The sequence below is a fragment of the Agromyces salentinus genome, assembly GCF_009749395.1.
Classification (GTDB): domain Bacteria; phylum Actinomycetota; class Actinomycetes; order Actinomycetales; family Microbacteriaceae; genus Agromyces; species Agromyces salentinus.
In genome coordinates this window covers 1-13807 of the sequence record NZ_WBIR01000030.1, presented here as the reverse complement: position 1 = coordinate 13807, position 13807 = coordinate 1, and the positions used below count along the sequence as shown (strand labels likewise).

Genomic DNA, 13807 nt, shown 5'->3' with positions numbered 1-13807 from the left:
GACGAGACGGTGCGTCTCGTAGACTCGCACGGTCGATCGGAGCCTCGATCGCGCGCGAGAGGAACATGACGTGGCTGAGCTGTTGTACCGACTGGGCAAGTTCTCGGCGCGGAGGGCGTGGGTGGTCGTCGCCGCCTGGACCGTCGTGCTCGCGATCGCGGTCGGCGGATTCCTCGTCGGCTTCAATGGGCTCACCACGAGCTTCGACGTGCCGGGCACGGCCTCCGGCGAGGTCATCGCCGACCTCGAGGAGAAGATGCCCGAGTACAGCGGCGGCGCCGGGACCGTGGTGTTCACCACGACCGACGGCAGCGCGCTGACCGACGAGCAGCAGTCCGAGATCAGCGACCTCGTCGCCGACCGCGGCGACCTCATCGACGTCGAGGACGTCGTCGATCCCTTCGAGGCGCAGCAGCAGCTCGAGGACCAGCAGCAGCAGCTCGCCGACGGGCAGCAGCAGATCGAGGACGGCCGTGCGCAGCTCGACGCGGGACAGGCGCAGCTCGATGCCGGCTCGGCCCAGCTCGAGGCGGGTCAGGCGCAGCTCGACGCGGGACGGGCGCAGCTCGACGCGGCCCGTGAGCAGGCCGTGGCCGCCGGCGCGCCGACGGACGAGCTCGATGCGCAGCAGGCGCAGCTCGACGCGCAGCAGGCCCAGCTCGACGCCCAGCGCGAGACGCTGAGCGCCGAGCAGGCCAAGCTCGACGAGGGCCGCACCGAGCTCGAGGACCAGGCCGGGCAGGCCGACCTCGGCGGTGAGCTGCTCGGCTATGCCGACGGCATCCGCCTGGTCTCGGAGGACGGATCGACGGCGATCGCGAACGTCTCCTTCACCGTGCCCCGCCTCGAGCTCTCGGAGGAGGCCAAGCAGTCGGTCATCGACCACTTCTCGGCCGAGCCCGTCGAGGGCGTCTCGGTCTCGTTCTCGACGGACATCTCGCAGGGCGTCCCCGAGCTGTTCGGCATCGGCGAGGCGGTCGGCCTCGTCATCGCGGCGATCGTGCTGCTCGTGATGCTCGGCTCGGTCATCGCGGCATCCCTCCCGCTCGTCACCGCGATCTTCGGCGTCGCCGTGGCCATCCTCGGTTCGCTCGCGTTCTCGGGCGTCGTCGACATGGCCTCGGTCACGCCCATGCTCGCCGTGATGCTCGGCCTCGCGGTCGGCATCGACTACTCCCTCTTCGTCGTGAACCGCCACCGCAAGCAACTGCTGCAGGGCGCCGAGGTCGTCGAGTCCATCGGCCTCGCGAACGGCACCTCCGGCAACGCCGTGGTCTTCGCGGGCGCCACCGTCATCGTCGCCCTGCTCGCGCTCAACGTGACCGGCGTGCCGTTCCTCGGCCTCATGGGCACCGTGGGCGCCGTGGCGGTGGCGGTGGCCGTGCTCATCTCGACGACGCTCACGCCCGCCCTCCTCGGGCTGCTCGGCATGCGCATCCTCCGGCGCCGCGTGCGCGAGCACCTCGGCGAGGGCAACCGCCACGCCCCGCCCGTCGTGAAGGCCATGCCCACGTGGCGCGCCGTGCTCACGGGCGTCGTCACCATCCTCGCCCTGCTCGTCGTCGCCATCCCCTCGCTCTCGATGCGGGTCGGCCTGCCCGACGGCTCGAGCGAGCCCCACGACTCGGCGGCGTACGAGGCGTTCACCGTGACCGAGGAGCAGTTCGGGCCCGGCGCGAACAGCCCGCTGCTCGTCACGGCGACCCTGCCCGACGGCACGGCCGACGAGGACGTCCTGGCGCTGCAGGTCGACATCGCCTCGACCCTCGCCGCGCAGGAGGACGTCGTCTCGGTGGCCGCCGTCGACGTCTCCGACGACAACTCGCTCGCCGTGTTCCAGGTGCTCCCCGCCGAGGGGCCGAACGACGCCTCGACCGAGCAGCTCGTGCGCGACCTGCGCGAGCTGCCGCCGATCGACGACGACATCGTGCTCGGCGTCGCCGGCCAGGCCGCGATCAACATCGACATCTCCGAGGGGCTGGCCGACGTGCTGCCGCTCTACCTCGTCGTCGTGGTCGGCCTGTCGCTGCTCATCATGATCCTCGTGTTCCGCTCGCTCCTCGTGCCGATCATCGCCACCGGCGGCTTCATCCTGTCGCTGTTCGCCACCTACGGTGCGATCGTCGCGGTGTTCCAGTGGGGCTGGTTCGCCGAGCCGCTGGGCATCAGCACCGGGCCGATCCTGAGCTTCCTGCCCGTGATCCTCGTCGGCATCCTCTTCGGCCTCGCGATGGACTACCAGCTGTTCCTCGCGACCGGCATGCGCGAGGCGTACGTGCACGGGTCGTCCGCGCGCCTCGCCGTGGCGCAGGGCCTGCGGGCCGGACGCTCGGTCGTGATCGCGGCCGGCCTCATCATGGTGTCGGTCTTCGGCGGATTCATCTTCTCGGAGTCCACCATGATCCGCTCGATCGGCTTCGGCCTCGCCTTCGGCGTGCTCGTCGACGCCTTCGTCGTGCGCATGCTCCTGATGCCCGCGATCATGCACCTGCTCGGCCGCTCGGCCTGGTGGATCCCGAAGTGGCTCGACCGCATCATGCCCGACGTCGACGTCGAAGGGGCCGCGCTCGAGCGTCGCCACCACCTCGTCACGGCCGAGGACGACGCGGATGCCGCGGACGCCGCGGACTCAGTGGCTGCGACGGCCGCGCCCGCACCGGCCGCCGGCCGAGCCGACGGCGAGTCGCCCGCCGCACGGACCTCCGCGTCGGACTGACGACTGCCCGTTCGGGTCTGCCCGCCCGTCCGCACCGGCGCTAGCATGACGCCGTGGCAGATGAGCGAACCATGAGCGCACCCCATCCGGTCGAGACCCGGCGCGGCACGATCGGCGTGGTGGCCTTCATCGTCGCGCTCCACGTGCTCGGGTGGGGCGTGCTGCTGCTGGCGGTCGTGCCGGCCGGCATCCCGCTCGGTGCGGGTGACGGCACCGCGCTCGTCACGGTCGGCGTGGCCCTCGCGGCCTACACCCTCGGACTTCGCCACGCCTTCGACGCCGACCACATCGCGGCGATCGACAACACCACCCGGCGCCTGACCGAGCGCGGCCGCCCGGCGAACACCGTCGGGTTCTGGTTCTCGCTCGGCCACTCCACGATCGTGCTCGTCCTCTGCGTGCTGCTCACGTTCGGGGTGACGGCCATCAGCGCGTCGCTCGCCGACGACTCGTCGGCCCTGCACGCCTGGACCGGCGTCATCGGGCCGACGGTCTCCGGCGTCTTCCTGCTGGTCATCGCCGCCGTGAACCTCGCCGCCCTGCGGTCGAGGGCTCGGGGCGAGGAAGGCCAGGCGTCGCCGGGCGGACCGGTCCTGCGCCTGCTCGGCCCGTTCGAACGCGCCGTCGACCGCCCGTCGCGCATGTACGGCGTGGGCCTGCTCTTCGGCCTCGGCTTCGACACCGCGACCGAGATCGGACTGCTCGCCCTCGCCGGCGCCTCGACGCTCGCCTCGGTGCCGTGGTGGGCGGCGCTCACCCTCCCGATCCTGTTCGCCGCGGGCATGAGCGCGTTCGACACGACGCAGGGCGCCGTGATGCGGCGGGCCTACGCCTGGCAGCCGGGGGATCCGGGGTCGCGCAGGGTCGGCACGATCTACGGCATCGCGATGACCGTCCTCTCCGTCGTCGCCGCGATCCTCATCGCGCTCGTCCAGCTGTCCTCCGTGCTCGTCGAGAACCTCGGCTTCGGCGACCCCTTCGCCTGGATCGCGTCCGTCGGCATCGACGACCTCGGGCTCGTGCTCACGGCGCTGCTGCTCGCGACGTGGGTGGCGGTGTACCTCGTGACGAGGCGACCGCGCGCACTGTCGACGTGAACCGGCCCACGGCCGGCATGCGGGGCCCTGCGGCGCCTGCCTCCACGGAACCTCCGCGCCGGCCCGAGGCATCCGCTCGTCGCCTCACCGCGCCGCACGTCGGGCACCCGGTGGCCTCACAGGGGGCGGGAGTAGGCTGAAATGTGACTTCCGGCGAAAACCCCGTCGTGGCCGAGGCTCCCGCAGAGCCCGCCGCGATCAGCTTCGCCGACCTCGGACTCGACGGCGCCGTGCTCAAGGCCCTCTCCGATGTCGGCTACGAGACCCCCTCGGCCATCCAGGCCGCCACCATCCCGACCCTCCTCGCAGGGCGCGACGTCGTGGGCCTGGCCCAGACCGGCACCGGCAAGACGGCCGCCTTCGCGCTGCCGATCCTCGCCCGACTCGACGAGTCGCAGAAGAGCCCGCAGGCGCTCGTGCTCGCCCCCACGCGCGAGCTGGCCCTGCAGGTCTGCGAGGCGTTCGAGAAGTACGCGTCGCGCATGCGCGGCGTGCACATCCTCCCCGTCTACGGCGGGCAGGGCTACGGCGTGCAGCTCTCGGCCCTGCGCCGCGGCGTGCACATCGTCGTCGGCACCCCCGGTCGCATCATGGACCACCTCGACAAGGGCACGCTCGACCTCTCGCAGCTCAAGTACCTCGTGCTCGACGAGGCCGACGAGATGCTGAAGATGGGCTTCGCCGAAGACGTCGAGACGATCCTCGCCGACACGCCCGACGACAAGCAGGTCGCCCTGTTCTCGGCCACGATGCCGAGCGCGATCCGCCGCATCTCGAAGCAGTACCTGAACGACCCCGAAGAGATCACCGTCAAGACCAAGACGACGACCTCCTCGACCATCACGCAGCGCTACCTCGTCGTCGCGCACCAGCAGAAGATCGACGCCCTCACGCGCATCCTCGAGGTCGAGAACTTCGAGGGCATGATCATCTTCGTCCGCACGAAGAGCGTCACCGAGGAACTGGCCGAGAAGCTCCGCGCACGCGGGTACTCCGCCGCGGCCATCAACGGCGACATCGCCCAGGCCCAGCGCGAGCGCACCGTCAACCAGTTGAAGTCGGGCAAGCTCGACATCCTGGTGGCGACGGATGTCGCGGCCCGTGGCCTCGACGTCGAGCGCATCAGCCACGTGGTCAACTACGACATCCCGACCGACACCGAGTCGTACGTGCACCGCATCGGCCGCACGGGCCGTGCCGGCCGCTCGGGCGACGCGATCAGCTTCGCGACGCCGCGCGAGCGACGCCTCATCTCGGCCATCGAGAAGGCCACGCGCCAGGAGCTCACGCAGATGCAGCTCCCGAGCGTCGACGACGTCAACGTGACGCGCCTCTCGCGCTTCGACGAGCGCATCACCGCGGCCCTCGAGCAGTCCGACCGCATCGAGGCCTTCCGCGACATCATCGGCCACTACGTCAAGCACCACGACGTGCCCGAGGCCGACGTGGCCGCGGCGCTCGCCGTCGTGTCGCAGGGCGAGTCGCCGCTGCTGCTCGAGCCCGAGCCCGAGCGCCCCGCGCGCGAGTGGAAGGACCGCGACGATCGAGGCCGCGGCGACCGCGACCGGGGCGACCGTGACGGCGGATCGCGCGGCGGCCGTTTCGACGACGACCGCGGCGGCGACCGTCGTGGACGCGGCGGGCCGCAGCTCGCGACCTACCGCATCGCGGTCGGACGCCGGCACAAGGTCGAGCCCCGCCAGATCGTCGGCGCGCTCGCGAACGAGGGCGGCCTGCGCCGCGAGGACTTCGGCGCGATCCAGATCCGCCCGGACTTCTCACTCGTCGAGCTTCCCGCCGACCTGCCCCGCGAGACGCTCGAGCGCCTCGACGGCACGCGCATCAGCGGACGCCTCATCGAGCTGCGGCCCGACCGCGGCGCACCGGCCCGCCGCAACGACCGCGACGGCGGACGTGACGGGGCTCGTCCCGCCCGCCGCTTCGACCGCCCGGCCCGTTCGTACGACGACCGGCCGCCGCGTCCCTACGACGAGCGCCCGTCGCGCACCGACGCCGACGGCGGCAGCGGCGACGACCGCGGCGGCGACGCGCCCGCGCGCAAGCCGCGCCACAAGCCCGGCCGCGACGACTAGGTCCGATGCGAGCGCGCTGCGCGATCGCGGCCGTCATCGTGCTGCTCGCGGGCCTCGGCCTGCAGCTGCTCGATCGGACGGTCGCGATCGACCTCGCGGGGAGCGCGCTCTACGCGTGCCTCGTGGGACTGCTCGTCGCGATCGTGCGGCCCGGCCTCTCCAGTGCGGTGATCGCGGTGACGGGGTTCGCCGTCTCCGCGGCCGTCGAGCTGCTGCAGCTCACGGGCCTGCCCGGCCTGCTCGTCGACGCGGTGCCGCCGCTCCGGCTCGTCTTCGGCAGCTCGTTCGATCCGCTCGACCTCGTGGGGTACGCCATCGGCGCACTGCTGCTCTTCGCCCTCCACGCCGCCGCGAGGCGATCCTCGATCGCGCCGCGGGCGGCATCCGCGACGACCGCCGGCTCCGATCCGGCCGCCGACTGAATCGGCGACGCCCTCGTCAGGGGCGCGCGTTCAGTTCGCCCCACCGCGTCGACCGAGGCGACGGAGACCGCCGTCGAGGCCGCGGACGGCGCGCGCCCCGAAGGAGCGCACGGCCCGGGGCAGCGGCAGTCGATCGGCCGCGCCACGCAGGTGTCGGTACCGATCGGGGCTGCGCAGCTCACGCCGGAGCGCGGCGAGGCGGAGCTCGCGGGCCCAGGTCCGCGTCACGCGCTCGTCGTCGAACCGGCGGGCGCTCCGCACGGCTGCGGCCCGCATGCGGGTGACCCTCCTCGGCGGCATCCGCTGCAGTCGCACGATGGCATCGGCGAGGGCCTCGACGTCGCCGGCCGGGACGAGGAACCCGTTGCGTCCGTCGCGGATGAGGTCGGCCGGACCGTACGGGACGTCGTACGCGATCGGCAGGCACCCGGCGGCCATGGCCTCGACGATCACCAGGGGGAACCCCTCGGAGTGCGAGGTGAGCAGGAGGAACGAGGCGGTGGACAGGTGCCGGCGGGCGTCGGGTTCGAAGCCCCTGAGCCGGATCGCCGACGGATCGGCGATCCGCCGTTCGAGGGCGGACCGGCTCTCGCCGTCGCCGTAGACGTCGAGGTGGACGCGCGCGCTCGTTCGCGCGGAGGCCGCCTGCACCGCCTCGATCGCGTGGGAGACCCGCTTTCGACGGGTGAGCGCCGCGAGCACGATGCCGCTCCCCGAATCGCGCTCCGCCGCCGCGAGCCGCCCCGAGAGCGGCCGCGCATTCGGGATCGTCGTGAGATGGCCGTTCCGGCCGACGATCCGCTCGAGGTCGTCGCGCTGGCGCCGGGAGAGCACGACCACGAGGTCGAACTGCTCGGGCTGCGCGAGCACCTCCCGCCTCGAACGCCGGATCGGGTGGTCGTCGCCCGGGCCCGACCGATGGGAGGCGTGCACGACATGCGCCGTGACGACGTGAGCTCGGTGGTAGGTGCCCATGAACCTCGCGATGGCCTTGCTGTCGACGACCATGAAGCTCGGCTCGCCGCCCGTCATGGCGTCCAGCCACGCCCGGTAGAGCGACCAGCGTCGTCGCCACGACCGCACCGGTCGGCCCTCCCCGTCGCACAGCACGATCGAGCGCCCGCCGATCACGCCCCGGCGGGCGACGTCGCGCCGGTCGCTGAGGAGCAGCGAGCCGTCGTCCCGGTAGTGGTCGGTCTGCAGGATCTCGCCGTGCGCGTCGAGCCGGGATCGACTCATCACCAGGTCGCCGCGGCATCTCGTCACGGTCGCGTCCGCGTCGGCCAGCGGGCTGAACTCGTCCTCACCGAGGCGGAGGGAGCCGCCGGGCAGCGGATGCGTCCTCAGCCAGTCGTAGAGGTTCGTGATGCGCACGCCCGGGGCGAGCGAGCCGCGGCGGCGGAGCTCCCGTTCGACCTCGGGGGTGTCGGGTCGCAGGTCGAAGGTGAGCACGTCGACCTCCACGCCGCCGAGCCGATGGAAGGCCGCGGAGCGGCGCAGCAGCGCATCGGTCATGCCGCCGAACTCGTCGGGGATCGACCAGGTCACGGCGAAATGCCGTCCGGCAGGCAGGGAGGTCCGGCCCGTCATCGCCGCCGGGTTCGCATGCTGGAGACCGACATCAGTCGAGCTTAACGCGTGGTCCCAGCGTCATTCGAGCCCCCGACGGAGCGAGACGACGGATGCCGCGGGGCACCAGCCCCGCGGCATCCGTCGCTCGATCGATGCGACCGTCAGGCCTGCAGGCCGATCTCGAACGACACGCGGCCGTCATCGCCGACCCTCGCGTCGAGGGTCTTGTCGGTGAGGGCGACGGCGGCGGCCTCGCCGAGGTAGACCCGGGCGCCGTCCTGCTCGACGACGGAGTCGGTCGGATCGGGCGTCGGCACGACCGCCACGGCGAACTCGGTCGCCTCGGTGTCCTGCGCGTTGATCCGCAGCCCGGATCCCTCGGGGGCGCCGTTGCGGGAGACGATCTCCTTCACGACGGTGCTGGCGTTCTCGGTCAGTGTGAGCATGTGCTCCTCCTCTGCGATCACGAATGTCCCACCCTTCCGGGCCGCTCGGATCGTCGCAACCCCCTTGCACCTCGACGGCGGATGCCGCAGACTCGCCCGCGCGGCCCCGGGCGCGCGGCTGGTCGGCCTCCGACGGGCTTGCTCGACATGCGCCTCGCAGCCACCACCGCCTATCCTCGATACGGACTGCGAACCGGCACGGGCCGCGGCGAAGCGGAGGTGGCGGGTGAGCGAGACGTCCGGCGGCGATCCCGTCGAGCCGCGACGCCGGGGTCGCCACGTCGCGCCGCCCGCGGCCGATGTCCGTCCGTTCCGGGTCGCCGCGGCGCGTGCCTCGCTCGCCCGAACGGCCGCCGCGACGATGACCGCCCTCCGCCCGCGCCTGATGGCGGCCACGGCCTGGCTGCGCGCGCAACGCCTGCGCGTGCTCGTCATCGCGACGGGCATCGCCGTGCTCGCCCTGCTCGGTGGCACGATCGCGCTGCTGCAGCCCGCGGGCACGCCCCAGCGACCGGATGACGCGGCACCGGCCGTGGGTCCGTCGAGGCCCACCTCCGACGATCCGGCGGCGCCGAGCACGGTGGCACCGGGCACGACGCCGACGCCCTCACCGCTCGACGAGCCGCCGCCCGCCGACCCCGTCGAGGATCGACCGACCGACCCCGTGAACGAGCCCGAGGAATCGCCGGAGCCGGCGACCGAGCCCGAGCCGACCGCCACGCCCGAGCCCACGAGCGGCACCGGCCGCGACACCGCTCCCGGGCAGACGAAGAAGCCCGAGAAGCCCGCCGGCTGACGGCCCGGCACGTTTCAGCTCGGTCACACTCCGTCTTCATGCGCCGTTCAGATCGGCGTGGTCGGCTATGGTGAGCGCGACGCCCGACGTCGTGCGTCACCACCGACGATGGGACGCCCCCCATGAGCACCCGGACCGCCGAGTACCCGCGGCCGCACCACTTCCTGCTGCACATCAGCGACACGCACCTGCTCGGAGGAGGCGGACGCCTCTACGACCGGGTCGCGAGCGAGCAGCACCTGCGCACCCTCTTCGAGGAGTTCGAGGCCTCCGGCGGTCGGCCCGAGGCGATCGTCTTCACGGGCGACCTGGCCGACAAGGGCGAGCCCGACGCGTACGACCGCATCCGCGAGATCGTCGACCCCGTCGCCGAGCGCCTGGGCGCCAAGGTGATCTGGGTCATGGGCAACCACGACGACCGGGCGGCGTTCCGGCGCGGACTGCTCGACGACCGTCACGGCGGGCATCGCCCCGTCGACCGCGTCGACGACGTGAACGGGCTGCGCGTCATCACCCTCGACTCGACGGTGCCCGGCCACCACCACGGCGAGGTGTCGCCCGCACAGCTCGACTGGCTCGCCGAGGAGCTCTCCATCCCGGCTCCGCACGGCACGATCCTCGCGATGCACCACCCGCCCGTGCCGAGCGTGCTCGACCTCGCGGTGTCGGTCGAACTGCGCGACCAGTCGGCGCTCGCCGAGGTCGTCGAGGGCAGCGACATCCGCTCGATCATCGCCGGGCACCTGCACTACTCCTCGACCGCGACGTTCGCGGGGGTGCCCGTGTCGGTCGCCTCGGCGAGTTGCTACACGCAGGACCTCAACGTGCCGGTCGGCGGCACCCGCGGGCGCGACGGCGCGCGCGCCTTCAACCTCATCCACGTGTACCCGACGACCGTGCTGCACTCGGTGGTGCCGCTCGGGGCGACGCCCGCGCTCGACTGGGTCGACGCCGACGAGAGCGCCCGGCGGCTCGCGGCATCCGGCGTCTCGATCGCGGATGCCGCGACCGCGCCGGTGACCGAGGAGCCGCCGTTCACCATGCCGATCCCGGTGCTCGCCGGCTGACGCAGCGCGCGCGTCGCGCCGGATCCGCCTGCCGTGCTCGCTCCGTGCTCGCTCCGTGCTCGCTCCGTGCTCCCGCGACGCTCTGCGGGGTCGAGGACGCCTGCAGGCTTCCGCAGCGCCGCGAACCGTCGCGGGAACGCCGTGGGGCGCCGAGCCCACGACCGCGCCGGGGCTCAGGCGGTGAGGTCGGCGTCGACCGAGCCGGCAGCGGATGCCGCAGCAGTCGATCGCGCGCCCGCCGGCGCCGTGCCCGCGGCATCCGCCCGCATCGCGGACTCCGCCGTCTTCTCCCAGGGCGCGGGGAACGGGAAGTAGCGCTCGAGGAAGTCGATGACCGCCGTGGTGCGCTCCTCGACGGAGATCTCGGGGAAGCTGCCGTCGTTCAGGCAGAACATGTCCTGGTCGCGGCGCTTCAGCAGGCGGCGCATGGCGGGCAGCGCGCGCTTCAGCGTGGTCTCGATGTACTTGACGCGCGCGTCGGTCTGCACCACCGCACGCCCGGTGAGCAGCGCGTAGTAGTGATAGAGCGAGTTGGTGACCGAGATGTCGGTGGCCGAGCGGAAGCGGCTTGCCGCGGTGCGACGGAAGTCCTCGGGGAAGGCGGCCTCGAGGTCGGCCATGACGCTCTTGCGGAGCGGCGCGGCGCAGTGCTCGAGGTGCCGGGTCGTGACCTTGCCGAAGCGCTCGCGGAGCAGCGCACGGTTCACCCGGGCGGCGTTCTCGAAGCCGGACCGGCCGGGGTGCGTCTCGCCGAGCCCGATGCGGGTCGCCGCCTCGACGAACTTCGTCACGCCGCCGGGGGAGAAGAACAGCCCGGGCGAGATGGGCCGGCCGAAGAACATGTCGTCGTTGGAATAGAGGAAGTGCTCGGCGAGGCCCTCGATGTTGTGCAGCTGGCTCTCGACGGCGTGCGAGTTGTGCGTGGGCAGCACCGACGGGTCGGCGAACATCTCCTCGCTGCGCACGAGCGTGACCTTCGGATGCCGCGCGAGCCAGGCCGGGGCGGGGGAGTCGGTCGCGATGAAGATGCGTCGCACCCAGGGCGCGAACAGGTGCACCGAGCGCAGCGCGTACTTCAGCTCGTCGATCTGGCGGTAGCGCGCCTCGGAGTCGTCGCCCTCGCCGACCACGTAGTTGGCCATGCGCTTCGCCCGCTCGCGCTGGAACTCGTCGCTCGACCCGTCGACCCAGGAGAAGACCATGTCGATCTCGAAGTCGACGTCGCTCGCGAGCGGGGCGAACATGTTCTCGAGCGTGGGCCAGTCGCGGCCGAACAGGTGGACGACGTCGTCGATCGCCTCGGACCGCGGCAGGGTGCGGCGCATCAGCGCGTTCTCGAGCGGCGCCTCGATGTCGTCGTCGCCGAAGCGCCAGAACTCGAGCTGCACGCCGGTCTCGGGCCCGTAGCGCAGGCGCCCGACGGGCTCGACGCGCGGCCGGTGGATGCGGATCACCGACGCCTTGCGGTGACCGGAGAGGTGGCCGTCGGCGAGGAGTGCGGGGTACCCGGCGCTGCGCTTGGGCGCGACGGTCTCGGCGTAGAACGGCTCGGTGGCGAAGGCCTCGCCGAACGCGCGCGCGATCGCCTTGCGGCAGGCCCGGTCGACGGCGATGACGAGGCGGTCGTCGTTGCCGCGGACGAGGAGGAAGCCGATGTCGGCGGCATCGAGCGCTGCGCCGATGGCGAGGAGGTCCTCGACCATCGACTCGCGCGGGGTGAGGTGGCCGTTGCGCAGGGCGTACTGCCCCTTGCGCATGACGATGTCGTCGCGATCGAACCGCGGGTCGCGTCGTGACGAGGTCACGAGCACGAGTTCGGATGCGTCGGAGAGGCGCATCGGGGGACCGGCCTCGGACTCGGCTGCTGCGAACGCACCACGGTCGCGTCGAAGCTGGTCGGTCGGGCGGTCGCGGTCGTTCATCGTCACGAAGCGGAACTCTCCAATATGGCTCTGGGAGCTGCTCTGCGGCTCACGGACTCCGATTCTACGTCGCGCACATGTGCGTCGCCCAGTGACCCCGCATGACGGCGGATCAAGCCGTGTGACGGGTCATCCGACGGCGTGTGACGGCGCGTTGACCCGTGTGACGCGGGCCCTCGCGCGGGTCGTGGGCGCTCCGTACCGTCTGGTTCGGGAGGTCGACATGTCACGACTCATCATCGGCGCGATGATCCGCACGCTGGGCGCGTATCCCTCGGGGTGGCGGGCGCCGGGCGCGCACCGCGACCCGCGGGGCGACGCCGCCGTGCTCCGCCGCACCGCGGAGGTCGCCGAGGCCGCGCGGCTCGACTACCTCTTCTTCGGCGATTGGCTCGCGACGGGCGAGGACCTCGCGTATCGCGACCCGTACCTCCTGGCCCGCGTCGACCCGCTGTCCGCGGTGACCTACCTCGCCGGGCTCACGAGCCGCATCGGCCTCATCGCCACCGCGAACACGACCTACGCGGATCCGTACACGCTCGCGCGGGCGACGGCGTCGGCCGACCTGCTCTCGGGCGGGCGCATCGGCCTGAACCTCGTGACCGGCTCGGAGGCGCGAACGGCGGGCAACCACGGCCGCGACGCGCGCCCGTCCGATGACAGTCGGTTCGACCGTGCGGTCGAGTTCGAGCAGGTGCTCCGCACGCTCTGGGACTCCTTCGAGGACGACGCGATCATCGCGGATGCCGCGACGGGCGCCCTGCTCGACCCGTCGAAGCTGCACGCGACGGACTTCGACGGCCGCCACCTGAACGTGACCGGCCCGTTGAACGCCGTGCGACCCGTGCAGGGGCACCTGCCCATCGTGCATTCGGGGACCTCGCCGCGGTCGCGCCTGTTCGCGGCGCAGAACGCGGACCTCGCGCTCGTCGCGGTCAGCGACCTCGAGCACGCGATCGCCGTGCGCGAGGAGCTCCGGGCCCTCGCGTTCGAGTCCGGCCGCGACGACCGCACGCTCAAGGTCATCGCGCCGGTGCTGCCGATCGTCGGCGAGACCCGTGCACACGCCCAGTCGATCGCCGACGAGCTCAGCGAGCTCGTGCAGATCGCCGAGGACTGGCCGGATGCGCCGCCGCCCGCCTTCCCGGCCGACCGGTCGCTCGCGCAGCTCTCCTCGCTCCTCGGCGTGGACGTGTCGCACCGCAGTCCCGACGCCGGCGTCACCACGGCCGTCGTGGCCGGATTCAGCGCCGTCGGCCAGGAACTCGTCGAGATCGTCGCGGAGCGCACGGGGCGCAGCCCTTCGGGAGATCGGCCGCCCACGCTGCGGCACCTCGTCGTCGCGGCATCCGTGAACGCGTCGATGATCGTCGGCACGGCCGAGGACATCGCCTCCGAGTTCGAGGCCTGGAGCGATGCCGGGGCGGTCGACGGCTTCAACGTGCTCGCCGCGACGCATCCGGCGCAGTTCGAGGCCTTCGCGCTCGGGGTCGCCCCCGAACTGCAGCGACGGGGCCTGCTGGCGACGGAGTACGAGGGCACCACGCTCCGGGAGCACCTCGGCCTCGCCCGCCCCGACAACGTGCATGCCCGGGCCCACGAGGTCGCGGCACACGCCGGGTCGCTGCGCCCGGGGGTTCGCGCCGGCGGCGCGGGCGGCGCGGGCGGCCCGGGCG

At 72.5% G+C, this 13807-nt stretch carries 10 protein-coding genes; 7 read left to right on the top strand and 3 right to left on the bottom strand.

Going from position 1 to position 13807, the window contains the following annotated elements; genetic code table 11:
* Positions 1-70 precede the first annotated feature (70 nt).
* The 4 genes from GQQ95_RS18765 (at position 71) to GQQ95_RS18750 (ending at position 6328) form a co-directional block, all read left to right on the top strand.
* Positions 71-2716 carry an MMPL family transporter gene (locus GQQ95_RS18765; protein WP_157429134.1) on the top strand — a complete coding sequence of 882 codons (2646 nt, stop codon included), beginning with the start codon at positions 71-73 and terminating at the stop codon, positions 2714-2716.
* A 53-nt stretch (positions 2717-2769) separates the two neighbouring features.
* Positions 2770-3813 carry a HoxN/HupN/NixA family nickel/cobalt transporter gene (locus tag GQQ95_RS18760; RefSeq protein WP_212275607.1) on the top strand — a complete coding sequence of 348 codons (1044 nt, stop codon included), beginning with the start codon at positions 2770-2772 and terminating at the stop codon, positions 3811-3813.
* Between the two features lie 143 nt (positions 3814-3956).
* Positions 3957-5906 carry a DEAD/DEAH box helicase gene (locus tag GQQ95_RS18755; protein ID WP_212275602.1) on the top strand — a complete coding sequence of 650 codons (1950 nt, stop codon included), beginning with the start codon at positions 3957-3959 and terminating at the stop codon, positions 5904-5906.
* A 5-nt stretch (positions 5907-5911) separates the two neighbouring features.
* Positions 5912-6328, top strand: coding sequence for a ribosomal maturation YjgA family protein (locus GQQ95_RS18750; protein ID WP_157429133.1), 417 nt, complete (start codon positions 5912-5914; stop codon positions 6326-6328).
* Positions 6329-6358: 30 nt separating this feature from the next.
* Here the strand turns inward: GQQ95_RS18750 and GQQ95_RS18745 are convergent, their stop codons facing one another.
* Together GQQ95_RS18745 and GQQ95_RS18740 are read right to left on the bottom strand one after the other, a co-directional pair.
* Positions 6359-7876 (bottom strand): glycosyltransferase, encoded by a 1518-nt coding sequence (locus GQQ95_RS18745; RefSeq protein WP_170297123.1) that lies wholly within the window; start codon positions 7874-7876, stop codon positions 6359-6361.
* A 185-nt stretch (positions 7877-8061) separates the two neighbouring features.
* On the bottom strand, positions 8062-8346 hold the full coding sequence (locus GQQ95_RS18740; protein ID WP_157429131.1) for a Fe-S cluster assembly protein HesB: 285 nt from the start codon (positions 8344-8346) through the stop codon (positions 8062-8064).
* Positions 8347-8572: 226 nt separating this feature from the next.
* On the opposite strand from GQQ95_RS18740, the gene GQQ95_RS18735 reads away from it, so the two are divergent.
* Positions 8573-9142, top strand: a complete 570-nt coding sequence (locus tag GQQ95_RS18735; protein WP_157429130.1) for a hypothetical protein — start codon at positions 8573-8575, stop codon at positions 9140-9142.
* Positions 9143-9264: 122 nt separating this feature from the next.
* The gene (locus tag GQQ95_RS18730) at positions 9265-10209 is read left to right on the top strand and encodes a phosphodiesterase (RefSeq protein WP_157429129.1); all 945 of its coding nucleotides are present in this window, start codon (positions 9265-9267) and stop codon (positions 10207-10209) included.
* A 173-nt stretch (positions 10210-10382) separates the two neighbouring features.
* Here the strand turns inward: GQQ95_RS18730 and GQQ95_RS18725 are convergent, their stop codons facing one another.
* Positions 10383-12047, bottom strand: coding sequence for a stealth family protein (locus GQQ95_RS18725; protein ID WP_425482591.1), 1665 nt, complete (start codon positions 12045-12047; stop codon positions 10383-10385).
* 307 nt (positions 12048-12354) lie between these two features.
* On the opposite strand from GQQ95_RS18725, the gene GQQ95_RS18720 reads away from it, so the two are divergent.
* Positions 12355-13807, top strand: a 1453-nt coding sequence (locus GQQ95_RS18720; protein ID WP_157429128.1) for an NtaA/DmoA family FMN-dependent monooxygenase, incomplete at its 3' end; no start/stop codon positions are given.

Excerpts from the sequence above, each read along its gene's own strand:
- GQQ95_RS18750 (WP_157429133.1), top strand. The coding sequence starts at position 5,912 with ATGCGAGCGCGCTGCGCGATCGCGGCCGTCATCGTGCTGCTCGCGGGC.
- GQQ95_RS18740 (WP_157429131.1), bottom strand. The coding sequence starts at position 8,346 with ATGCTCACACTGACCGAGAACGCCAGCACCGTCGTGAAGGAGATCGTC.
- GQQ95_RS18730 (WP_157429129.1), top strand. The coding sequence starts at position 9,265 with ATGAGCACCCGGACCGCCGAGTACCCGCGGCCGCACCACTTCCTGCTG.
- GQQ95_RS18725 (WP_425482591.1), bottom strand. The coding sequence starts at position 12,047 with ATGCGCCTCTCCGACGCATCCGAACTCGTGCTCGTGACCTCGTCACGA.